The sequence below is a fragment of the Bradyrhizobium sp. SBR1B genome, from assembly GCF_014198205.1.
GTDB lineage: Bacteria > Pseudomonadota > Alphaproteobacteria > Rhizobiales > Xanthobacteraceae > Bradyrhizobium.
On the sequence record NZ_JACIHC010000016.1, the window covers coordinates 164,599 to 185,979 of the forward strand.

Annotated in this window: 17 protein-coding genes, 1 tRNA gene and 2 pseudogenes; 6 read left to right on the top strand and 14 right to left on the bottom strand. The window is 62.7% G+C overall.

Annotated elements, in window-relative coordinates:
- Positions 1 to 309 precede the first annotated feature (309 nt).
- The 4 genes from GGD61_RS30975 to GGD61_RS30990 all read right to left on the bottom strand — a co-directional run bounded on the left by GGD61_RS30975 (position 310) and on the right by GGD61_RS30990 (position 4,302).
- The gene (locus tag GGD61_RS30975; RefSeq protein ID WP_008132970.1) at positions 310 to 561 is read right to left on the bottom strand and encodes an exodeoxyribonuclease VII small subunit; all 252 of its coding nucleotides are present in this window, start codon (positions 559 to 561) and stop codon (positions 310 to 312) included.
- 74 nt (positions 562 to 635) lie between these two features.
- Positions 636 to 1,565: a histone deacetylase family protein gene (locus tag GGD61_RS30980; RefSeq protein WP_026202776.1), complete on the bottom strand. Its 930-nt coding sequence runs from the start codon at positions 1,563 to 1,565 to the stop codon at positions 636 to 638.
- 133 nt (positions 1,566 to 1,698) lie between these two features.
- On the bottom strand, positions 1,699 to 3,360 hold the full coding sequence (locus tag GGD61_RS30985; RefSeq protein WP_092259913.1) for a bifunctional UDP-sugar hydrolase/5'-nucleotidase: 1,662 nt from the start codon (positions 3,358 to 3,360) through the stop codon (positions 1,699 to 1,701).
- A gap of 183 nt (positions 3,361 to 3,543) precedes the next feature.
- Positions 3,544 to 4,302, bottom strand: coding sequence for an enoyl-CoA hydratase-related protein (locus GGD61_RS30990; protein ID WP_183231755.1), 759 nt, complete (start codon positions 4,300 to 4,302; stop codon positions 3,544 to 3,546).
- Positions 4,303 to 4,507: 205 nt separating this feature from the next.
- Here GGD61_RS30990 and GGD61_RS30995 point away from each other — a divergent pair, with 205 nt between their 5' ends.
- Complete coding sequence (locus GGD61_RS30995; protein WP_183231756.1) at positions 4,508 to 5,746, top strand: MFS transporter; 1,239 nt, start codon at positions 4,508 to 4,510, stop codon at positions 5,744 to 5,746.
- A gap of 91 nt (positions 5,747 to 5,837) precedes the next feature.
- Here GGD61_RS30995 and GGD61_RS31000 read toward each other — a convergent pair whose 3' ends face one another.
- Positions 5,838 to 7,616 (bottom strand): acyl-CoA dehydrogenase, encoded by a 1,779-nt coding sequence (locus GGD61_RS31000; protein ID WP_183231757.1) that lies wholly within the window; start codon positions 7,614 to 7,616, stop codon positions 5,838 to 5,840.
- A gap of 258 nt (positions 7,617 to 7,874) precedes the next feature.
- On the opposite strand from GGD61_RS31000, the gene GGD61_RS31005 reads away from it, so the two are divergent.
- Positions 7,875 to 7,949: transfer RNA gene (locus GGD61_RS31005), tRNA-Gln, on the top strand.
- Between the two features lie 290 nt (positions 7,950 to 8,239).
- Here GGD61_RS31005 and GGD61_RS31010 read toward each other — a convergent pair.
- Positions 8,240 to 9,565: a hypothetical protein gene (locus GGD61_RS31010; RefSeq protein ID WP_183231758.1), complete on the bottom strand. Its 1,326-nt coding sequence runs from the start codon at positions 9,563 to 9,565 to the stop codon at positions 8,240 to 8,242.
- A gap of 705 nt (positions 9,566 to 10,270) precedes the next feature.
- On the opposite strand from GGD61_RS31010, the pseudogene GGD61_RS40790 reads away from it, so the two are divergent.
- Together GGD61_RS40790 and GGD61_RS31015 are read left to right on the top strand one after the other, a co-directional pair.
- Positions 10,271 to 10,473: pseudogene (locus GGD61_RS40790) on the top strand (hypothetical protein).
- A gap of 12 nt (positions 10,474 to 10,485) precedes the next feature.
- A complete protein-coding gene (locus GGD61_RS31015; RefSeq protein ID WP_183231759.1) occupies positions 10,486 to 10,890 on the top strand; it encodes a hypothetical protein in 405 nt (134 codons plus the stop codon).
- A gap of 473 nt (positions 10,891 to 11,363) precedes the next feature.
- Here the strand turns inward: GGD61_RS31015 and GGD61_RS31020 are convergent, their stop codons facing one another.
- From GGD61_RS31020 to GGD61_RS31040, 5 genes are all read right to left on the bottom strand, one after another.
- Complete coding sequence (locus GGD61_RS31020; RefSeq protein WP_183231760.1) at positions 11,364 to 11,609, bottom strand: hypothetical protein; 246 nt, start codon at positions 11,607 to 11,609, stop codon at positions 11,364 to 11,366.
- 995 nt (positions 11,610 to 12,604) lie between these two features.
- Complete coding sequence (locus GGD61_RS31025) at positions 12,605 to 13,351, bottom strand: Crp/Fnr family transcriptional regulator (protein ID WP_183231761.1); 747 nt, start codon at positions 13,349 to 13,351, stop codon at positions 12,605 to 12,607.
- Positions 13,351 to 16,518 (bottom strand): CheR family methyltransferase, encoded by a 3,168-nt coding sequence (locus GGD61_RS31030; protein WP_183231762.1) that lies wholly within the window; start codon positions 16,516 to 16,518, stop codon positions 13,351 to 13,353. The genes GGD61_RS31025 and GGD61_RS31030 overlap by 1 nt, the downstream gene beginning before the upstream one ends.
- A 342-nt stretch (positions 16,519 to 16,860) precedes the next feature.
- The gene (locus tag GGD61_RS31035; RefSeq protein WP_183231763.1) at positions 16,861 to 17,139 is read right to left on the bottom strand and encodes a hypothetical protein; all 279 of its coding nucleotides are present in this window, start codon (positions 17,137 to 17,139) and stop codon (positions 16,861 to 16,863) included.
- Positions 17,140 to 17,149: 10 nt separating this feature from the next.
- Positions 17,150 to 18,157, bottom strand: a complete 1,008-nt coding sequence (locus GGD61_RS31040) for a chemotaxis protein CheB (protein ID WP_183231764.1) — start codon at positions 18,155 to 18,157, stop codon at positions 17,150 to 17,152.
- An 83-nt stretch (positions 18,158 to 18,240) separates the two neighbouring features.
- On the opposite strand from GGD61_RS31040, the gene GGD61_RS31045 reads away from it, so the two are divergent.
- Together GGD61_RS31045 and GGD61_RS31050 are read left to right on the top strand one after the other, a co-directional pair.
- A complete protein-coding gene (locus GGD61_RS31045; RefSeq protein WP_183231765.1) occupies positions 18,241 to 18,651 on the top strand; it encodes a response regulator in 411 nt (136 codons plus the stop codon).
- Between the two features lie 459 nt (positions 18,652 to 19,110).
- A pseudogene (locus tag GGD61_RS31050) lies at positions 19,111 to 19,427 on the top strand (transposase); the annotation flags it as partial.
- Between the two features lie 135 nt (positions 19,428 to 19,562).
- Here GGD61_RS31050 and GGD61_RS31055 read toward each other — a convergent pair.
- From GGD61_RS31055 to GGD61_RS31065, 3 genes are all read right to left on the bottom strand, one after another.
- On the bottom strand, positions 19,563 to 19,778 hold the full coding sequence (locus GGD61_RS31055) for a hypothetical protein (protein ID WP_183231766.1): 216 nt from the start codon (positions 19,776 to 19,778) through the stop codon (positions 19,563 to 19,565).
- Between the two features lie 37 nt (positions 19,779 to 19,815).
- Positions 19,816 to 19,998 (bottom strand): hypothetical protein, encoded by a 183-nt coding sequence (locus GGD61_RS31060; RefSeq protein ID WP_183231767.1) that lies wholly within the window; start codon positions 19,996 to 19,998, stop codon positions 19,816 to 19,818.
- Positions 19,999 to 20,184: 186 nt separating this feature from the next.
- Complete coding sequence (locus GGD61_RS31065) at positions 20,185 to 20,367, bottom strand: hypothetical protein (RefSeq protein WP_183231768.1); 183 nt, start codon at positions 20,365 to 20,367, stop codon at positions 20,185 to 20,187.
- Positions 20,368 to 21,381 lie beyond the last annotated feature (1,014 nt).

A 21,381-nucleotide genomic window follows, 5' to 3' on the forward strand; every position in this document is an offset into this window, starting at 1 on the left:
TGGGCCAAAGCCAACCCGCAGGACCGATTGGGGGTATGCAGATGCAACCGGCGGGCCAGAGTGGTTAACCGTGGCCCGGGACAATGGGTTCCAGCCTTGCCGGGTCCCCTGGCAGGCTTTTCCGCCTGAATGAGATCTTTTTTTGGTCCCGAGGGACGGATTTCCGGACGGATGGCATCAATCCGGCTGCACGGAACCGTGCTGGTTGGCGGGATCGCGCCGTGCGTTCATGAAATCATGGCGGCCACGCTCCCGTGATGACGTTTCGGGGCCTGCCCTCGGAAGGCTGAGCGGGAACTCTCGGCTTTCCTACTGCACGTCCAGCGGCGCGGTGCCGGTGGCCTGGCCGCTGGCATCGGTGGTGATCTTGTCGACGCGCGCCTCGGCCTGGCGCAGCAATTCCTCGCAGCGGCGCTTCAGCGCCTCGCCGCGCTCGTAGATCGTCACGGATTCCTCGAGCGGCACCTTGCCGTCCTCGAGCCGCTTCACGATCGTTTCGAGTTCCTCGATCGCGCGCTCGAAGGTGAGCCTGGAGACGTCGACTTGAGTATTTTCGGCCATATCCGTTTCCGATTGCCCGATTCGCTTTCCTTGCAGTGAAGGCAGGTTTTGCGGGCTTAATGTGGCGGGCGTCGTCAGGCGCCCATCAGGGCGCCGACATGCGCCGTAACAGATTCTTTCAGTCCCTGCAGGTCATAGCCGCCCTCGAGCACCGAAACAACGCGCCCTCCCGCGGACTTGTCGGCGAGATCCATCAGCTTGCGCGTCACCCAGGCATAATCCTCCGCGCGCAAATTCAGCGAGGCCAGCGGATCGCGATAATGCGCGTCGAAGCCCGCGGAGATGATGAGCAGCTCGGGGCTGAATTTCTCGAGCTGCGGCAGAATCAAATTCTCGAACGCGGAGCGGAATTCCGGCCCGCCGTCCTCGGAGGCGAGCGGCGCGTTGACGATGGTGTCGTGGTCGCCGCGCTCGCCCGTCGCGCCGGTGCCTGGAAACAGCGGCATCTGGTGCGTCGAGCAGTACATCACGGTCGGGTCCGACCAGAAGATGTCCTGCGTGCCGTTGCCGTGATGCACGTCGAAATCGACGATGGCCGCGCGCTTGATGCCGTATTTGCGCTGGGCGTGGCGCGCGGCGATGGCGACATTGTCGAAGAAGCAGAAGCCCATCGGCTTGCCGATCTCCGCGTGATGGCCGGGCGGGCGCACAGCGACGAAGGCGTTGCGATGCTCGCCCGCCATCACCGCTTCGGTCGCCGCCACCGCGCCGCCGACACCGCGCATCACCGCTTCCCACGTGCCAGGGGACATCGAGGTGTCGCCGTCGATATAGACCTGCCCGCTGCTCGGTGCGATGTGGCGCAGCTCGGTGACGTAGTGCTCGTTGTGGCACAGCGTGACGAGATCGAGATCGCCCTCCGGTGCCTGGTCGCGCACCAGGAACTGGAAGCGCTCATGCGACAGCGCTTCCTCCACCGCACGCAGGCGATCCGGCCTTTCAGGATGTCCCGGCGGCGTGACATGGTCGAGGCAGGCCTTGTGGGAAAGGAGAAGCGTGCTCATCAGGTCGGCCTCATGGATCCGGGCTTTCGACGTCGCTTGGCGCATCCGGCGCCAAAACGCAATGCAAATCCCAATCTATGCGTTTGAACGGGAATGGCAAAGGGGCGTCCGGTTCAGGCCCATTTGATCCGGATCAATTCACGCGCAGGATGCGACTCAGCGGCAGCGGGCCGATCGGACCGTGCGCCCGGAAGAACGCGAACAGTGCGTCCGCGTCGTAGCCGCCATATTGCGGCGCCGTGCCTTGTTTGGCGACGGTAAAACCATCGCCGCCGACCGCGAGGTAATCGTTGAGGGTGACGCGGTAGCCGCTGGCCTGCTCGATCGGCCTGCCGCCCAGCGTCATCTTGTCGGCGATCACGCGCTCGCCGAATGGCTTCGACGCATCCCAGGCATAGCTGAACCCGTTCGATACCTGGAGAATCCGCGGCCGCTTCGGGTCCAGCCATTGCTGCTCGAGCATGTCCTTGAGCTGACTGCCCGTCAGCGTCATCGTCACGAGGCGGTTGCGGAACGGTTGGCTGGCGAACACGTCGCCGAAGGAGATCGCGCCGTTCTCCTTCGGGACGATGTCGGTGCGGATGCCGCCGGGATTGGTGAGCGCGATGACAGCGCTGCCATCCTTGGCGTCCCTGGTCGCGGCAAGCTGCGCGTCCGCGATGATGTCGCCGAGCGCGCTTTCGCCGGCCTCGTTCGGCACGCGCGACAGCGTCTGCGTCACCGATCCGGCCGGCCGGTTGGCGATCGGCGCCGAGAGCTTGTCATAGGCCTCGATCAGCGCGGTCTGCTCGGCGTCCTTCGCCAGCGAGGCGTTGGCGACGATGACGTTCTCGGCTTTGGCGCTGACGATGTCGCGGGTTACAGGATCGAGCTTGAGATCGATCGCGGTGACTAGCGTGCCGTATTTGTCGCCGCTGGTGACGAGCCGTCCGTCGATGTCGCAGACATAGGCGCGGTGGGTGTGGCCGCTGACGACGACGTCGACGGCGCGGTCGAATTTTTTGACGATGTCCACGATCGGCCCGGTGATGGCAGGGCATTCATTGTAGTCGCCGGCGGGCTCGCCGCCCTGGTGGATCAGCACCACGATCGCCTCGACGCCGCGCGCCTTCAGCTGGGCGACCTGCGCATTCACCGTCTCGGCTTCGTCGCGGAATTCGAGCCCGGCGATGCCAGCAGGCGAGACGATGCCCGCGGTCTCCTTCAAGGTCAGCCCGATGAAGGCGATCGGGATGCCGTCGAACTCCCTGATCTCGTAGGGCGGCAGCACGCTGTTGCCCGTCGCGGTCTCGATGGTGGACGCGGCGAGATAACGGAATTTGGCGCCCGTGAACGGATGCGGCCCCTGGCAGCCGTCGACCGGATGACAGCCGCCGTTCTGCATCCTGAGCAGCTCGGTCTTGCCCTCGTCGAACTCGTGATTGCCGACCGAACTGATCGCAAGCCCCATCAGCGAAAGCGCCTCCACGGAAGGCTCGTCGTGAAACATCGCCGACAGGAACGGGCTCGCGCCGATCAGGTCGCCGGCGGCGACGAAGATCGTGTTCTTGTGTCCCTCGCGCAGCTGCTTCACCAGCGTCGCCATGTATTCGGCGCCGCCGGCCGCCACCATCACCGTCCGGGCTCCGTCCTCGGGATCATTGATGCGAATGCCGCCCGGCGGCGGACGCAGATTGCCGTGAAAATCGTTGATGGCGAGCACGCGCAGCTCGACCGGCGCGGCGGTCTGGGCCGAGGCGGGGAGGGCGGAGGCGAGAGCGAGGGCGGCAAGGATGGATCGTAAGGCATTTCGCATGGAACCAAGATTAGTCGGTCCACGCGAAGATTTCACGAAGCATTATCGTAACCGTGCTGGACTTCTCCCCAACCTCAGTATCGTAGGGTGGGCAAAGCGAAGCGTGCCCACGTCTTAAGTCGTGGGCACGGCGCAAGTGCGCCTTTGCCCACCCTACGATACTGGACTCGCGGAGAGAGCCCGCTACTTCTTCTTCCGGTTCGCAAACGCATTGAACGCCGCCACCGCTTCCTCCGACTTGAGCCGCTCGCCGAACAGATGGCCTTCCTGGTCGATGCGGCGGGTGAGCTCTTCCGCCGGCGCGCGCAGCAATTTGCGGGAGGTTGCGACCGCCTCGGCCGGCAGCCGGCAGATGTCGCGCGCCACCTTGCGCGCCTCGACCTCGGTATGTCCGGGCGACACCACGGTGTTGACGAAGCCTGCTGCGTGCGCCTCCGCGGCGGAAAAAGTCCGCCCCATCACCAGCATGGCAAAGGCGCGCTGATATCCCATCGTGTTCGGCATCAAGAGGCTGGCGGCGCCGACCGGCACCAGCCCGAGATGGATGTAGGGCGCGGAGAAGGTCGCAGCGTTCGAGGCCAGCACGTAGTCGCAGTGAAACAGCATCACGGTGCCCATGCCGATCGAGGCGCCGTCGACGGCGGCGATGATCGGCTTGACGTTGAGGGCGAGCGAATAGAGAAACTTGGCGCCTTCCGACAACGTCTCGGGGCGCGCGGTGTCGGCGTGCATGAAATCGTCGATATCGTCGCCGGCGGTGAACACGCCTGAGCCGCCGGTGATGATCATGCAGCGGATGTCGGGGTTGTTCTGCCCGGTGTCGATCGCGTGGCTCATCTCCCGGTACATGTCCTGTGTGATCGCGTTCTTCTTGCCCGGGCGGCGCAGGGTGATGACACGCGTTCCGCGCTCTTCGGTGACGACGATATTGCCATTCGGCATGAGAGCCCCCTGCGCTCGCCGCGATGCTCGCCGCTTCGCGAGTCTCGCCGAGCATCAGCCTACATGATCCCGCAGGCGTGCCAATGCGCTGAGTCAACCTTTTCGGAGCCAACGCATCGCAACAATTGGCTACAATGTTTCATTTGAAAAACCAGTGGTTGTGGTGCACGATCCCGCGGTTCCATGTGATCCGATTGCCCGATTGATGATTGCCGCAACCCGCATCGACGAATCCTCGCTGCACTACCGCGGCTGGCGCGTCGTGCTGGCCTGCTTCCTGATGGCCTTCTTCATGTTCGGCTTCGGCCTGTATGGCCAGGGCGTCTATCTCGTCGAGCTGCAGCGCGCCCATGGCTGGCCGGGCACGCTGGTCTCCGCGGCCAGCACGTTCTCCTTTCTCCTGACCTCCGTCCTTGTCATCTTCACCGACGATCTGCTCGCGCGCATCGGCTTGCGGTCGCTGATCCTGTGCGGCCTGGCGGCGCTCGGCGCCTCGACGGTGCTGCTGGCGCTGATGCAGACGCCCTGGCAGCTCTATCTCGCCTATGCGCTGATGTCGGTCGGCTGGACCGGCATGGGCACCGTGGTGATCGCGACCGTGCTGAACTCCTGGTTCGAACGCCGGCGCGGGCTGGCGCTCAGCCTCGCATTCAACGGCGCGACCTGCGGCGGCATCATCCTCGTTCCCCTGCTGCTGTCGCTGACCGGCAGCATCGGCTTTCGCTCCGCCATGCTGGCGGCCACGCTCGCGATGATGGTGCTGGTGCTGCCGGTGGTCGTGACCTTCATCGGCTGGCCTGCCGGGACCTCGCCGGCTTCGGGCGGACGCCCTTCCGATGAAAGCACCGCCGCACCAAGCCATTCCCGCAAGACGCTGCTCGCCAACGCGGCGTTCTGGACCATGGTCTTGCCGATCGCGATCGCGCTGCTGGCGCAGATGGGATTCATCATCCACCAGGTGACGTTTCTCGAGCCCCTGATCGGCCGCTCGGCCGCAGGCGGCGCGGTCACCATCATGGCGGCGATGGCGGTGGTCGGTCGCCTGTCGCTCGGCCTGTTCGTCGACCGGCTCGATCCCCGGCTCGCCTGTGCGGCGTCGATGACGAGCCAGGCGGCGGCGCTGTTCGTTCTCGTGCAGATCACGAGCCCGACGGTGCTGCTGGTGTGCTGCGCCGTCTACGGCTTCTCGATCGGCAACATGATCACGTTCCCGCCCTTGATCATCCAACGCGAGATCGGTGCCGCCGCCTTCGCCGCCGCAATGGGATTGGGCACCTCGATCAGCGGCGTCGTCAGCGCCTTCGGTCCGGGCATCGTCGGGCTCGTGCGGAGCTTGACGGGCAACTACACGATGGCGTTTGCGATGTGCGTCGCGCTGGATCTCGTGGCGGCGGGCATCGTGTTGTGGCGGCCGGGGAGAAGCGCGAAGGCCGTGGCCTCGTAGCCCGGATGGAGCGAAGCGTAATCCGGGATTCGTGCCATGAGCGACGTTGGCCCCGGATTGCGCTGCGCTCCATCCGGGCTACAAGGCCTCCTTACCCCAGCAACACCGCATCCGCCGCTGCGACGGACTCCGCGCTCTCGGTCACGGTGCGCTCGAGCGCGCCGGCCTGCACACTGATGTTCTCGGCGAAGAAGCGTGCGAGCGAGACGTAGCGTGGCGCATCGGTGAGGCCGTCGGCCTTGGCGGCGAGTGCTTCGGAGGCGAGCAGGCAGCCGCCGAGCGTCGAGCCGAACTGCTGCAGATAGGGTGTCGCGCCGGCAAGCGCCTCGTTCGGCGCGGACGTCACGCGCTCCAGCAGCCATTTGCTGGTGCGGGTCAAGGCCTCCAGCGCTTCGCGCAGCTTGACGCCCGTGGTGCCAAAAGCCGGATCGTTCGACGCTTCGACTTTCTTGACCGTCGCTGCGAGCTCGTCGAGCAGCGCCCAGACGGCAGCGCCGCCATTGGCCGCGAGCTTGCGCGTGACGAGGTCGATCGCCTGGATGCCGTTGGTGCCCTCGTAGATCGCGGTGATGCGGGCATCGCGATAATGCTGGGCCGCACCGGTCTCCTCGATGAAGCCCATGCCGCCATGCACCTGCACGCCGAGATAGGCGACCTCGTTGCCGATGTCGGTGGAATAGCCCTTGGCCATCGGCGTCAGCAGCGCCGCGCGCGCGGCGGCATCGGCGCGCACCTTGGGATCCCTGGCGCGCGTCGAGACGTCGATCGCGACCGCGGTCGCATAGCAGATGGTGCGCGCGGCGGCGGTCTGCGCCCGCATCCGCATCAGCATGCGCTTGACGTCGGGATGCACGAAGATCGCGTCCGAGCCTTCGCTCTTGCTGCCGACGGCGCGGCCCTGCTTGCGCTCCTGCGCATACGACAAAGCCTGCTGGTAGGCTCGATCGGCGACGCCGACGCCCTCGAGGCCGACGCCGAGGCGGGCCTGGTTCATCATCGTGAACATGCAGCGCATGCCCTGGTTCTCTTCGCCGACGAGGAAGCCTATGGCGCCGCCATGATCGCCCATGGTCATGGTGCAGGTCGGGGAGGCGTGCATGCCGAGCTTGTGCTCGACGCCGCTCGCATAGATGTCGTTGCGCTGCCCCAGCGAGCCGTCAGCATTGACCATGAACTTGGGCACGAGGAACAGCGAGATCCCTTTGGTGCCGGCGGGCGCATCGGGCAGGCGCGCCAGCACGAAATGCACGATGTTGTCGGTCATGTCGTGCTCGCCATAGGTGATGAAGATCTTCGTCCCCTTGATGCGATAGGTGCCGTCGGCCTGCTTCTCGGCGCGGGTGCGCAGCGCGCCGACGTCGGAGCCGGCCTGCGGCTCGGTCAGCTGCATCGTGCCGGTCCATTCGCCGGAGACGAGCTTTTCGAGATAGATTGTCTTCAGCTCACTGCTGCCATGCGCGTCCAACGCCTCGATGGCCGAGGCCGTCAGCAGCGGGCAGAGGCCGAAGGCGAGGTTCGAGGCGCTCCAGATCTCGGTGCAGGCGGCGTTGATCGCGGTCGGCAGGCCCTGGCCGCCGAAATCTTCGGGGCCGGACACCGCGTTCCAGCCGCCCTCGGTCCAGCGCTTGTAGGCGTCCGGCCAGCCCGGCGCGGTCGTCACCTTGCCGTCGCTGAGCTTGATGCCGTGCTCGTCGCCGACCTTGTTGAGCGGGGCCAGGACGTCGGTTGCGAACTTGCCGGCTTCCTCCAGCACGGCCGCGGCGATGTCGGCGTCGAAATCGCCGTAATGACCGGCCTCCACGGCAGCCTTGAGGCCGGCGCCGTGATTGAGCGACAGCAGCATGTCAGAAATCGGCGCGCGGTAGGTCATGGCTCACTCCCGTGGACAGGTCTTGGCGCCCTATTCCCATGAAATGGGGGAGGTCTCAATGGGGCGGGAGGGGCCGGACGATGACGGTCAGAACGGGGCCGTCGCGGGCCTTATAAAGAGAGTGTGGCGGCGCCGATGCCGGGGCTGTGGTATTTTGCCCCTCCAGGCGGTTGAAATGCTGCGCCGCTCCCTATAGACCGGCTGCGACCAAGGGAATCTGCGGTAGCCAGTTCTTCCGCCGGCCCCGAGGTCGCCTGTTGGGGCGTAGCCAAGCGGTAAGGCAGCGGATTTTGATTCCGCCATTCGGAGGTTCGATCCCTCCCGCCCCAGCCAGAGCCAACGCGCTGATTTTGTTATGAAAACGGCGTTGCTCAAGCCAGAATTTCCAGCGCATTTGGAAATTCCGTTTCCCTCGCATTTGGAAATTCTGTGCTGGTTTCGTTTTTGGTCGAAGCGGGTGAAAGCCGTCGCGCGTTGAACGTCGCTCAACTTATCAAAATGCGAATTGAGCGGATGAACGCTGTCTGCGCGTTGCAAGCTTCCGACGCAGCCGTTGACGTCGCGTGCGGGATCGACAGTTGCAGAACCCCGCCGCCTTTGCAGCGTTCAACGAAGCGCGAAGTCTATCCTTGAGATCGGACGCTAGTCTTCGAAGGTGGGGAGGTCTGCGTTTCGTTTCGAGGTAATGCTGCTCCATCAGCATTCTGCTGATCGAGCTCCTTCTGCGCCAAGAGATGTGCATGCCGCTTACGGGTCGCAGCCAACGCTCGCATCATTGTTTCCTTGGCATAGCCGCGATAGGCCTGTGCGGTCTTGTGGCCCGAGAGCGCACGACCCTGACCGTCCGTCAGCTCGGCTTCCTCAAGTTCGGTCATGCCGCCGTGTCGACAGGCATCAAGCGTGAAAAGCTTTGACACGCCGTCGATCTTCTTGCGCATCTGCTGCACCACTTTTTCCATGCCAGGGTAGGACCACACTTTGGCATCGCCCTTGCGTTCACCCTTTTGTATCCGACGCATGATCATCGGGACGCCGAGCTTGGGCAGATGGCTCAAAATGTCCTCCGCTTCGGCGTAAAACTTGACGGTCTCTCCATCGAGAGTCTCTTCGAGCGGATGCCAAACCAACGCCTTGTTCTTGTGGTGCTCGATGCGCACAGCGTGTGGCCAGTTTTTGCTGCGATAGTCGGGCCAAGTCAAAAAACCGGCCACTACGTTCTCTGGTCGTTGCAGCCATTCAAAGCAGATCACCGCGGCGGCCGCGGGTTCAGGCCGCCCTTCTTTGATGCAGCCCCATGCAAATTTATAGACCTCTTCTCGAGTGACGGCGTGCTTCTTGGTCTTGGTACGGCTCTTCAGGGTGAAATCGTCCCAAGGGTTCGGGTGCTTCTTATCGAACAACTCCGGGTGCAGCCGACGCATGATCCGCCATACCTTGCGGCAGAGCCCGACCACCTTTTCTCCCTGCCGCAACCTGATGCCGTTCGGGCCGTTGATGATTTTGTCATAGATCTTGTCAGCGGCTCGTGGCGTAACTTCCACGATCTGCCGTTCACCGATCCGCCGTCCACTTTTGCCGACCGTGTCGCAGATCATTTGCATGATCCGTTCGTAGTCGGGGCGTGACCGAAGTGAAACCTTCTCAGTATACGCCTTCTCCGTCTTGTATTGTCGGAACAGCCAATCGATCGTGCCATAGCGGGCGATCTTTCCCTGCTCGCCCGGCTCCCCTCTGCGTTGGTTGTTCCATTCATCAAAAAGGGCATTGAGCGTGGCGGCGCGTCCGCCTTTTCCCTCTTGGCCGCATGCGGCTTCATAGCTCGTCCCAAGCGGCTCATTCGCCATCTCGCAGCCGAGCTTGCGGTAATAGGTCGGGATCCGGAAGTAGAATGCGGCCGAACCGCGGGCAAGTCGACGCACCTCCACAAAGCGTGGAAGCGGGCGCTCCAACGTTACAAATCCTCGGCGAGGTCGCCCGGCACGATGTCCGGGGCAATAGCTCGGTCCAGATCGTCTCTCAACCACAGCTGACGCCTTCCTTCTTTCACACGTGGTCGAGGATACTCCTTACCGACCCGTTTGAGAAAGGCTTCGACGGTTGATTCTCCGCAATACGCTGCTGCGGTTCCAGCAGACATACGACGCGGCCAAGAACCCGCTGGAATGATGGCAGGACGTGTCATTGCATATGCGTGAGCTGCTGAAATTCGCTCTTGGCTCGTCTCGGCCATCATGATGATCGCGAGCAGGATTGAAACTGCGAGGACGACCGGATCGCACAGGAGCGTAGAGCAGCGCCTGAAAAGGACACTTCGGACTTAAATGCCTAGGGCGCGAGAGCGCGCCGCGGAAGGCCTTTGCGAAGGACGTGACTGTGACCCAGCAGAGGACGATGCGAATCGATTGGAGACGGCGGTTAGCGCAGAGGTATGAAGACTCGCAACGAGGCCAGTGGACCGGAACCTGACGCGGCGGAGACAAGGCACCACGATGAGACACACACCACCTCTCGCCTTCATAGTTCCCCTGGTTCATCGGCCATTCGCGCCGGTATTGCCAAGTCCTAGCAGGGGTGAGAGTTCTACTGATTTTTTGCACGCTTAAATTTGACGCTGCCGCCACTGCGTTATGGTAAATTTTCTTGTGGGGGTTCTCATGTTCGATTCCGTGACCACCGCACTTTTGCGCGCGGTCCTAGATGAGGTCTGCGAAAACGTTTCGCGGAGCGAGACGGGCGCCCGTGCCCACGTGGCCTCGAAAATCCTGGAAGCCGCGCGACCAAAGGGGACACCTCTCCGGATCGCCTCAAGCAGATCGGGCGCCAAGCTCTCTCGCAGGCGCCGACGATGTGGCGCTGACCGGAGGCGGGGGTGAATTTCCAGGTCACGGTGCTTAAGATCCTGGTGAGCTATCCGGATGGATTTGCCGCGATGGCCGATCTCAAGCGCGACATGGCGATCCTGGCGACCAGCGGCCGGCACTGGGCCGATCGAACAAAGCGGCTGGCTGCGCGCGTACCGGACCTCGACATCTTTTCGCAACGTCTCGTCGAGCGCGAAAACGGCGGCTGGAAGATCACCGTCAAGGGACGGACAGTGCTAGAGTTCATGGAGGCGCGCACCGCCGTCGAGCCACCAACAGAGACAGCGCCAGCCGAGAACAGGGATGCGCCCATACCACCGCTTCCGCAGCCGCCGGAGCGCGCTAGGCGACGACGCGGACGTCGCGAGCGACGTCGTGAAGGTCGAGAGCGGGCGCGGGCGAACGCTTCCTAATCCTGCGGACGCAGGGCCGCCTTCGAAGGAGGATGCGGGATCCAGGCGTAGTTCATAGAAGCGACGAGGCAGAGCAGCAGCTCCATGCCGCCGAAGATTGCGATGGTCCTAAACTCTCAATCAGCGGGTCCCAGGTTGATCTTGTCGAGGGCCGTGGCGGTTTTCTGGGGTGAAGCCCTTTGGCGCCGTTTACAGCATCATGAGCCATTGCTTGCTGCCCTACGAGCAGCAGCGCGCACGCAATCCCACCTCGACGCATATCCAGAGCCCCCGCTCGATTGCGTGTGCTGTATTTCCATCACAACCTGCTATGGCGGTCAAGCGTCGCTCTATGTCGGTTCTTGTACGAGTCTATAAACTGACTCTTCTTTGAGGCCGGAATGTCGCCAGTGAGCCAAAAGCAGAAAATCCGCGGGCTGCGCGGCAAGATCCGCTCAGGGCCAACAGCAGACGACACTTGCCACTGAGGCGGCCTACTTTGGAGCGATCCTGTAAACGTCGCCAGGTTCGAGGTTGAGTTCCTCGAACATCCTCTGCTGCTTTTCTGTGAGGACCGCTGGCACAACTTCCGCAGTCCAGCCTTCGGGAACGGCAGCAAGGACTAGCGTCAATGCCTGACTAGGCTTGGCTAACGCGAGCCACATCTGCTTCGTTGGCTGCGGACCGTCGTCCGAGGTCACCTCAACAATAGTGAATGAAGTGCCGAACGACTCTGCCATCCGTGGCTAATCCGCGGAATTGCTAAGCGTTGCAATAACTAGCTGGGTCGCGGAAGGCGCACGGGGCCAGCAATCAATCTATAGGTGGGCACCCAAGCGGTGTTCCACGATTCCATGGTGGCACCGCAAACCGAGCACTCAAAGCTGGCGATCTGCCGAGCTGAGGCCATCGCCTCGGTTCGGCTATAGACCGCTCCACAGTGGCAGGTTCGGTGGTGCGAATCGGGCATCCCCGTTTATGCGCTCCAAAGGCGAAACAGGCCACTGCTAAAATCGAATTAGGCCGCTGAGGATGGAAGCAGTGAAGCCGGGATGTACAGCAGGCCCCTCAACTAACGTGGCTTGGCACCGCTGTGCGGGCGCCGCCTTGCCCCAGCCCTGCATATAGTTACTCTAGCTCAATTCGACGCTGGCCGAAACTTTCACATGCTAACGACGACACGCCAGTACATTGATTTTTGGTCGAGAACAGCGTTCACGCTGCGGAGCAATATGGGGCGCCGGGCGCTTCACAAAGCATGAACATTCAGTCCAAGAGTTCGGCCCCCTACCTAGGAACCGTTAAATATTGCCAACCAGATTGTCGACAATGGGCGGTGCAGCCCCTCGGGGCAGTCCAGCCGCCGCCCCTCCGGGAGTGTCAATTTAACTTCTGCTGCAGCTTCATGATGATCTCGCAGAGGTCTGCGATGTACTCCTCGATGATGCGTTCAAGCGCGACGGCTGGGCTACCTTTCCGTCAGTCTGTTTGTCTGGATCGGTCATGAACCCGATGGAATGACCGCGGACCGCGACCTACCGAGGAGCACGCCGGGCGGGGTCGCGTCCTTGAGCCTCTGCACGCCCCTGCGGAGGCCGCAGCGATGTGGTGGCTGTTGGTCCACGGGAAGGCCTTTCGCGTCGACGACACTACGTACTTGGGCTTGGCCTCCACGCGTATCGCCAGCGGTGGCGCTGCTGCCGGATCACCGATACCCGGGGAGGCTGATGGCTCGTCAGCCGCGGCGATAGAGCTGGAGGTAGCTCGGCGAAAACAGGGCCGCATTCTTAAGCGCATTGAAGTCAGGGACGGTCAGCGCGCGCTCACGCAGCACGATCAGGCCTGATGCGCGCAGCTCTTGCAGGATTCGGTTGAGATGAACGACTGACAGACCGGTAGCATCGGCAAGATCCATCTGGGTGATCGGCATGACACAGGAATTGCCCTCAACTATCCCGACTGGACGAAGCCGCTCGAAGATTTCGCAGAACAGATGCGCCACGCGCTCCAGCGCAACCCGGCGACCGAGATTAATGGCCCATTCACGTTGGATGGCGTTGTTGACCAGCGTTTCGCATAAGAACGCTTCCGACAGCGTGGGGTTACCGCCGACAAGACTCTCGAAGCGCGGGCGCTTGATCTCGGTGAAGACCACCGGCGTCATCGTCGCGATGGAGTGGTCCATCACCCGAAGAAGAAACGCGTGCGCATCACAGCTCTCGCCCGGAAAGATGAAATTGACGATCTGGCGCCGTCCGTCCTCAAGCGTCTTGTAGCGGCAGAGCCATCCCGACAGTACCACGCGGACGCTGTCAACGGGATCGCCTTCGGAGATCAGGTCTTCGCCCGTTCCGGCGCGCTGGAGGCCTTCGAACATCGCATATTCGAGCGATGCACGCGCTTCCGCCGACAGCGGCTTCAGCATGTTGAGCCGGCGAATGACCGGCTCCATGAGGCTGCGATCGGACGTCGATAATGGCATCAGCCAACCACCACCGGAGTGTGGAAGGTGCGCTTGTTCAAGGGTATGGCGATCGTGCAGTGCAGCCCGGAGGGATCGAACGCGATCGCGGTCTGCCCCTTGAACTCGAATGCCAGCGTACGCTCCAGAAGTTCAGTCCCAAAGCCCTTGCGTGCGGGCGCCTTAACCTGCGGCCCGCCGCGCTCGCGCCATTCGAACACCAGCTCCGCCGGCTCGCGGCTCTCTTCGAGGCGCCAGGTAACCTCGATGCGCCCGGTCGATTGACTGAGGACTCCGTATTTCACCGCATTGGTCGCAAGCTCATGGATCGCGAGCGCGAACGTCTCGGCGGCCTTGGGCTGCAAGCGTACCTTGGGACCGGAGACCCGCATCTGCTCGCCTTCCCGCGCGTTGTAAGCGAGCAACTCCTCGACCACCAGATATTCGAGATCGACGCCGCCTTCGGGATCGCGCGTGACCAGCGCCTGAGTGCGAGCGAAGGCATTGAGTCGGCCGTCGAGATGGGAGGCGTATTCCTCGACGGTGGCGGCGGATTCGGCGGAGCGGCGGGCGATCGAGCGCACCACGCCGAGGGTGTTGCGGACGCGATGCTGCAATTCGGCCAGCAGCATGCGCTGCCGCTCCTCGGCGCGAGTGATCGCGGTGACATCGATAAAGGTGATAACGACGCCGGCGATGAAATTGTCGATGCTGCGGTAAGGCAGGATGCGCACGATATAGCGCGTGCCGCTGTCGGGCGCGCTCAACTCGCGCTCGACACTCGCGAGTGTGCGCAGTACCCGACGGACGTCCTCGTAGAGTTCTTCGATGGGCACCCGGGCCTTGATATGAGCAATGGGACGGCCGGTATCGGTTTCGACAAGATGCAAGATCTGGGTGATGGCCGGGGTGAATTTCATCACGCGCAGATCGTTGTCGAGGAAGACGGTGGCGATCTGGGTGCTTTCGAGGAAGTTCTTGAGGTCGCTGGTGGCGCGCGTCAGCTCCTGGACACGATGGGCCAATTCGCCGTTGACGGTGGTGAGCTCCTCGTTGACCGACTGCAATTCCTCGCGCGACGTCTCTAGTTCCTCATTGGCCGACTGCAGCTCCTCGTTGAGCGACTGGTATTCCTCGTTGGAGGATTTCAGCTCCTCATTGGTGCTTTCGAGCTCCTCGATGGTCGCCTGCAGGCGCTCGCGCGTAGCACGCAGCTCGCTTTCGAGCCGCTCGACATGCTCGGTGCGCACCAGCGTATTGCTGTTGCCCTGGTTGGTGTCGACCACCCGCAACGGGCCGTCCTTGAACAGGACCACGAAATTGCGATGGCGGCCGGCCCCCTCCTGGATCGGCTCCACGGTGATGTCGACCAGGACGCGGTGACCGTTCACGCCAAGCTGCACCTGCTCGGCATGCGCCGCCTCGTTGGTCTCCGCGGCGCGGCTGAGCGCGGTGCGTAGCTCCAGGCGGAGATCGCGGTGCACCAGCTGAAGCAGGTCCAGCGTGGCAGTGCCTGCCGTCGGCTCGATGTAACGGCCGGTGCGCCCCGAAAAATGCAGGATCTGGAAATTGTCGTCGGTGATGACATAAGCCGGCGCATAACGCTCCGCGACGCGCTGGGCGCGGCGCTCCAGTCCGACGTCGGGACCGAACGAGCGCACCGGCGGCAGCTCGACCGGGGTCCTGCTGGCCGACGTGGTGATGGGGAATTCCGGCGGCAGCCGCGTGCCGGTTTCCAGCTTCCTGAAGATGCGGGCGCGGCGGTCGACAGGCGCGAACAACTTCGGGTGCCGCGTTACGTTCTCGGAATTGCCGAGGAACAGATAGCGCCCCGGCAGCAGTGCGAAATGGAACAGCGGGATTACCCGGTTCTGCAGCTCGGCATTAAGATAGATCAGCAGATTGCGGCAGGAGACGAGGTCGAGCTTAGAGAACGGCGCGTCCTTGATTACGTTGTGCTGCGAGAAGATGCACATCTCGCGCAGCTCCTTCACCACGCAATAGGTATCGCCCTCTCGCACGAACCAGCGCGCAAGGCGCTCGCTCGTCATGTCGGCCTCGATGTTGGTGCGATAGCGGCCGACACGCGCGGTCGCAAGCGCCCGTCCGTCGATGTCGGTTGCGAAGATCTGCACCTGCGGCGCAGAATCCATCCGCGCCATGTGCTCGCGCAGGAGAATGCCGATCGAATACGCTTCTTCGCCGGTGGCGCAGCCGAGCACCCAGACGCGGACCTGCTGGCCCGGGCCCTTGCCGTCGAAGATCTGCGGAATAACCTGGGTCTCCAGCACCTCGAACTCGCGCTTATCGCGGAAGAACTCGGTGACGCCGATCAGGAGGTCGTTGAAGAGGTGCTGGACTTCGTCCTTATCCTTCCTGAGGAAATCGACATAGGCCGCGATGTCGTCGATCTGCACCACCTGCATGCGCCGCTGCACGCGGCGCAGGAAGGTGTTCTGCTTATAGCCGTGGAAGTCGTTGCCGGACTTGTTGCGCAGGATGTCGGCAATGCGCGACAACGAGGTCGCGGCCGCGGCCAGCACCTCGTCAAACCCCTGCTTCTCCTCCAAGCGGCGCAGGTGCCTTGCATAGACGTGGATGTGCTCCGGAATCTCTTCCGGCGGCAGGATGTAGTCGGCGATGGCTGAGGGCATGTTGCTGTCGAGCAGAGGATCAGCCTCCTCGCTCGCGAGCTTTTCGGCGATCGCAAGACCGCCATGGTCCTTGAGCGTGGCAACGCCGAGCGTGCCGTCGCCGCCGGTGCCGGCGAGGATCACGCCGATCGATTGCTCGGCACGCTCCTCCGCCAGCGACACCAGGAAGCTGTCGATGGTGGCCCGCTCGCCCGGCGCCTGCTCGGCCTTGCGGATCGCGAACCGGTCGCCCTGGATGGTGGTGATCATCGCCCGCTGGCACAGATAGACCGTGCCGCCCTCGATCGTCTGGCCGTCGCGGATGTCGGCGACTTTGCTTCCGTTGGATCCCTGGACCATTTCGCGCAGCCGCGGCCCATCGAAGGCTTCGTGATGCTGCAGCGCCAGCACGACAGCCTGGTCGTCCGCGACGTTCAGCTTCGCGAAGAAGCGCGCGATGCTGTCCATCGCAGCGGGCGAGGCGCCTACGCCAATCACCAGCGGAGACTTGAACTTGCGCTCTCCATCAACCGGCTGGTCGCCGACTTCATGCATGACTCTGGCAGCTTTCGTTACGTGACCGGGAGCGACGGGCGCCCGGCCTGTGCAAATAGCAGGAATCCATATTATCCCAACAGATCAAAGGCAAAAATGTGCCTAGCCTCTTTCGGCCGAACGGGTGCGTTGTCAGCGAGAGCCGAAAGCGCCATAGGCCGGAGATGCCGCAGGAACCGACCGGAGAGCTATCGGGAGAGCTGGCGGCCTTGATCCGGCGGGCCGAGGGCGCCCTCGCGACCGCCCGCCAACTGATGAACGAGAACGAATACTGGCGCCGCAGCGTCGCGCAGCAGCTCGATTACATGTACGAGCTCGGCGCGGAGTTCAGGCGGCCAGCGCTCAAGCGTCCCGCGACGCTTGGTCGGCCTCGTGGCGAAGATGAAGGACCCGCGCCTCGATCAGGGTCCGATGACGTTCCCACTCCGTCAGCGTCTGCTTGAGCAGCTCGACCAGACGCTCGGCCTGGCGAATGTCGTGTCCATCAGCCTGCAGCTCGCGCACCCGCGCTTGCTGATCGTACACACGCTGCCGGCCATCTTCGATGTCGGCGTTTGCCTTGATGAGAAGACGCTGCTCGGCGTCGAGCTGCCTGGTGCATTCGGCGAGCGACATGGTCATGGCGGAATCTTCATACCTCGCGCTTGCGCGCAGGGGGATCGAGCGACTTTAGCACGACGCGCCGGATCATGTCGGCATATTCGCGGTATTCGGCCGCCCGCGCCTCATACATTTCGGCGACGGCAGCCCGGCCGCTGCGGCGGCCGTCGGAGGCCATGCGATGCACCAGCTCCGCCCGCTCCTCGATGATGCGCAGCGCGACGCGCAGCGCCTCGTCGACCCGCCCTTCCTGCTCCTTGGCGAGGGCATCGGCGGTATAGGCGTGCCCCACCTGGCAGCGGAAGCGCATCGGCCGGGCCTCCGTGACCTCGGACAGCACCCCCCCGCACGCCGGGCAGGTCAGCGCGACCGGGTCAGCCATTGCGACCAGATTGTCACTGCCGATCCGCTCGCCGGCGGCAATCTGGACCTCAAGTCTGATCTCAGGTGGGATCGGCAGCACCGCGCCCGCCTGTTCGCGGGCCAATTCGGACAGCACGTCGCCCATACCGGCGCCGGGGACGCAGAGATCGACCGTGGTGGCCTCCATGGCCCGCAACGGCATCTCGTCGGAGATGGCGTCCGACGGGTCCTGCACCACTGTCATCCCGCCGCAGCGCTTGATGGCGTTGAGGCCGGCTGCGCCGTCCGACAATAGGCCGCTCAGGAGCACGCCGATGACCCGCGGGCCGTGATGGAGGGCCGCCGAGCGGAACAGCGCGTCGATGGCCGGCCGGACCATGTTTTCGCGCGGACCACGCCCAAGCATGACGCGATCTTCCGCCAGCAGCAGATGATGGTCAGGCGCGGCAAGATAGATCCGGCCCGGCTCGATCTTCATGCCATTTTCGGCCTGCCGGACCGGGAGCGGGCCAGCACTGCTGGCGACCGTGGACAGGATCCCGATCCCTTGCGCCGGAATGTGCAGGACGATGAAGATGGCCGCCGGCAGGTCCGCCGGCAGCCGGCTCAGGATCTGCTTCAAAGGCTGGGTGGCCCCGGCTGAGCCCCCGATCACGATGATGTCGCGGTTGCCCATGGAACTCACCTCCGATTGCATCGTTTGCACCAAGGCGGCCCCCCGACTTATGTTCCAAGGTGGAGGGCTCTGCGGAGGGGATCATGTCCGTTTCAGCTTCGGCCCCATCGTTGCGTCAATCTGCGCCGCTCGCGGGCCGCCGCATTCTCGTGGTCGAAGACGAGTATTTTCTCGCCGACGACATTGGCAACGCGCTGCGGCAGCTCGGCGCAGAGATCGCAGGTCCCGTCGGCCACATCGAGGATGCGGTCGCGATGCTGCATAGCGGCGGCGTCCTGGATGCTGCAGTGCTCGACGTGAACATCCGCGCTGCGCCGATCTTTCCGATCGCCCGGGAGCTCAGGGCGCGCCAAGTGCCCTTCGTGTTTACCACCGGCTACGACAAGATCAGCATCGAGGCGGAATTCCACGACGTGCCGCTCTGGGAGAAGCCGATCGATATCGTGGCCATGGCCCAAAATGTAGCGACCCTTTTGGGAAATAGACGATTCTGAGGTTGAGCGCGTCGCTTCTGCGGGCTTCCGAAGGAGCGTGACCTCGATGATCTATAAGCCCGATTAAGCCGTCGATCAGCAGATGCTGAGTCATTCGCGCGAACTGATGCGCGAGGCCATAGGGCTGCTGCGCAGCACCGATCATCTCGTGAGCGGGCCGCTCCTAAACGACGGGCAGCCTAAGGGGTTGGTGTCCGGTTTGGGTCTTGGTTGTGTGCAAACGCACAGGTCGGGAGCGGCCGTTGCCGCCAATCATTGCAGTCGGCCGATGTCGTCGCTCCGATAGTCAATGTCTGGGCCAAACGGAGTATCGCGGCGGGGTATTGCGGTTTTGGACGCGCTTTCCGGCCTTCAGGCGGCGCGCATGGCTGCAATCAGGCTTGGTTTGCCGACGATGTTCATCACCCGTGTGAGGTTATAGGCGAGAACATGCAGCACCGTGCACTAGGGCAAGACGCTTATCGCGCCAGCAAGATCGACTGCGATGTATGCCCGCTCAAACCGCATTGCTGCCCAAAGAGCCCGCACGCAAGATCCCACGCGACGTCCATGAACACGCCCGAGACGTTGCACCCTCCTTCGCTGGCACCGAGGGCTTTGAGCAGTCGCGACGTGAGCGAAAGAAAATCGAGATGCGGTTTGCGTACCTCAAGCGCATCCTCAAGCTCGGCCGGCTCCGACTCCGCGGTCCACGAGGCGCCCAGGACGAGTTTGTTCTTGCTGCCATCGCCCAGAACTTGCGGCGGCTCGCATCGCTGGTTGCGCGAGCGCCTCCCGCTCAGGTTCGGTCCCGACGCCCAGGTGAAATGGCCGAACGGCATCGTCGGTTACAGCCGACCTTTGCAACAAAATCGGCCACAAGCGGAAGTCAGCGTTGGCTGAACGAAAAAAGCCACCAACTGAGGGGCGGCCTAATTTTCAAGTTCGTTTAGCAGGCGCTCCACGTCTTGTTCATGAAGTGTCTGCGTTTGGCGCAGTGTGGTGAGTACTCTTATGGCTTCCGCCGTATCGTGGCCATTGCGATCTAGTTCGGCAATGAGCTGTTCCTGCCGATCAAGATGCTCTCTGCCTTGCGCGGCGTGCCGCTCGGCTATGCCCAAGTGCCGCTCTAGCATGGCGCGATCCATAACTCTACGCCTTACTCGTCCCACTGCTCGCGGGCAGCTACTCTGCTGCGTCTTGAACTGTACGGATGCGTCCGGCGCGTTGAGCTAGTTCGTCATAGTTGTCAGCGACCTTGCTGAGCGCGTCCTTGGTTTGTCTATACTCGGTATTGTCCGCCTTAGCGCGAAACTCCTCGGCTCGCATCTGCCAGTATTTAGGTGGGTACATACGCTCGATACCCATAACTCCGCCTCCCGACTGGAGCATCCTTAATGATTAATGAACTTCCAATCCAATAGTTCCATCGGTTCGCGAATGTCGGCTTCGGATCGTTAGCGACAGATCGACGGAGTTCGTTGTAGGTCAGCCACGGGCCAAAAGCAGAAGTTTGCATGCGCTCGCTTCGCCCTGTGCGGGTCTTGTCAGGTCTCAGATGAGGCCGAAAGTGATCGCGATCAAGAAGAACACTACCAGCCCGATGGTGACCATCTTGAAGATGTAAGCGGCCTCAACGTCGTGCCCAATCCATTCGAAGTCCGGCCCCCATAGGACGGTCGCGACGAATCCGAGAACGAAGGTCGTGATCAGCAGGATCACGTTGACGGTGTCCATATGGATCGACCTTTATCGTCACTGCCACGACCACTCACCCATGATGCCGATGAACCAGCCGGCATTGAAGGCGACAACCAGCATGAGGAGGCAGGTCAATAAAGAGGGCTCGACGTCCTGAACACCTTGAGCACGCCAAATTGCGAGTAGTCCCAGCGCACAAATTCCCGAGCAAAGAACAGGCCAGATCGCTGCGAACCGTCCTTGACGGGTCCGTGGCAGACGCCTGGCCCGGCGAGACGCCACCAAGGCAGTCAAGGCCAACACTATCAGACAGGCGGTGAGCAAGTACATTCGACGGGTTTCCTGGCGCAACCGCCTCCACCTCTAAGGTTGCCGCGATCCACTAGCGTCAAATGATTTCCTCGACCTTAAAGCGATAGAAAGAACTGTCGTTCGTCCGCCAACGTCGTTTACACAATTTGTCTTCATTCATTCTCACGGCGCTACGAGGCGCTGTCAGCTGAGATGGCGCCATGACAGGTCAGAAAGTCAGAATCCCGCGCAGAACTAATGCAATGATGCGGAAGGCCAAATCGGTTGCGGCGTGGAGTCTGCTTGCTGCGTTGTGGCTGCTTGTTCTTGCTGAGGTCTTGTCCGCCGTCTTTACATGTAGAGTATTTTACGGAGATAAGTCTACCCCACTACATTGGGTGAGTTATCAGGCTGAACCAGGGGTGTTCGGCTTGGTGCTAATCGGCTCACTTGCAGGAACTTGCTTCATTGGCTGGGTCCTTTTGAGACTCATTCCCAAACGCGGCTGATGACGCATTGTCGAAGTCAGCTTTGGGTCATAAGCGGCGGTCGTGGCAAGCGCAGCCCTACGTCCGTTTGCGGCCGATAGCCGACGCCGCCGACTCAAGCGGCCTTAATTCATCTTCTGGCGTAGTTTCCTGATGATCTCGCGCAGGTCATTGAGGTACCTCTCGATCACGCCCTTCGCTTCGTCCAACCGTGACGGCTTGGCTTCCTTATCCTCAGTCTGTTTGTCGGTCCCGGCCATGGGCCGATGGA

What these genes read in the sequence shown, in the direction of transcription:
- GGD61_RS30975 (WP_008132970.1), bottom strand. Translation starts at nt 561, where the DNA reads ATGGCCGAAAATACTCAAGTCGACGTCTCCAGGCTCACCTTCGAGCGC.
- GGD61_RS30980 (WP_026202776.1), bottom strand. Translation starts at nt 1,565, where the DNA reads ATGAGCACGCTTCTCCTTTCCCACAAGGCCTGCCTCGACCATGTCACG.
- GGD61_RS30985 (WP_092259913.1), bottom strand. Translation starts at nt 3,360, where the DNA reads ATGCGAAATGCCTTACGATCCATCCTTGCCGCCCTCGCTCTCGCCTCC.
- GGD61_RS30990 (WP_183231755.1), bottom strand. Translation starts at nt 4,302, where the DNA reads ATGCCGAATGGCAATATCGTCGTCACCGAAGAGCGCGGAACGCGTGTC.
- GGD61_RS30995 (WP_183231756.1), top strand. Translation starts at nt 4,508, where the DNA reads ATGATTGCCGCAACCCGCATCGACGAATCCTCGCTGCACTACCGCGGC.
- GGD61_RS31000 (WP_183231757.1), bottom strand. Translation starts at nt 7,616, where the DNA reads ATGACCTACCGCGCGCCGATTTCTGACATGCTGCTGTCGCTCAATCAC.
- GGD61_RS31020 (WP_183231760.1), bottom strand. Translation starts at nt 11,609, where the DNA reads ATGGCAGAGTCGTTCGGCACTTCATTCACTATTGTTGAGGTGACCTCG.
- GGD61_RS31025 (WP_183231761.1), bottom strand. Translation starts at nt 13,351, where the DNA reads ATGCCATTATCGACGTCCGATCGCAGCCTCATGGAGCCGGTCATTCGC.
- GGD61_RS31030 (WP_183231762.1), bottom strand. Translation starts at nt 16,518, where the DNA reads ATGCATGAAGTCGGCGACCAGCCGGTTGATGGAGAGCGCAAGTTCAAG.
- GGD61_RS31035 (WP_183231763.1), bottom strand. Translation starts at nt 17,139, where the DNA reads ATGACCATGTCGCTCGCCGAATGCACCAGGCAGCTCGACGCCGAGCAG.
- GGD61_RS31040 (WP_183231764.1), bottom strand. Translation starts at nt 18,157, where the DNA reads ATGGGCAACCGCGACATCATCGTGATCGGGGGCTCAGCCGGGGCCACC.
- GGD61_RS31045 (WP_183231765.1), top strand. Translation starts at nt 18,241, where the DNA reads ATGTCCGTTTCAGCTTCGGCCCCATCGTTGCGTCAATCTGCGCCGCTC.
- GGD61_RS31055 (WP_183231766.1), bottom strand. Translation starts at nt 19,778, where the DNA reads ATGGATCGCGCCATGCTAGAGCGGCACTTGGGCATAGCCGAGCGGCAC.
- GGD61_RS31060 (WP_183231767.1), bottom strand. Translation starts at nt 19,998, where the DNA reads ATGGGTATCGAGCGTATGTACCCACCTAAATACTGGCAGATGCGAGCC.
- GGD61_RS31065 (WP_183231768.1), bottom strand. Translation starts at nt 20,367, where the DNA reads ATGGACACCGTCAACGTGATCCTGCTGATCACGACCTTCGTTCTCGGA.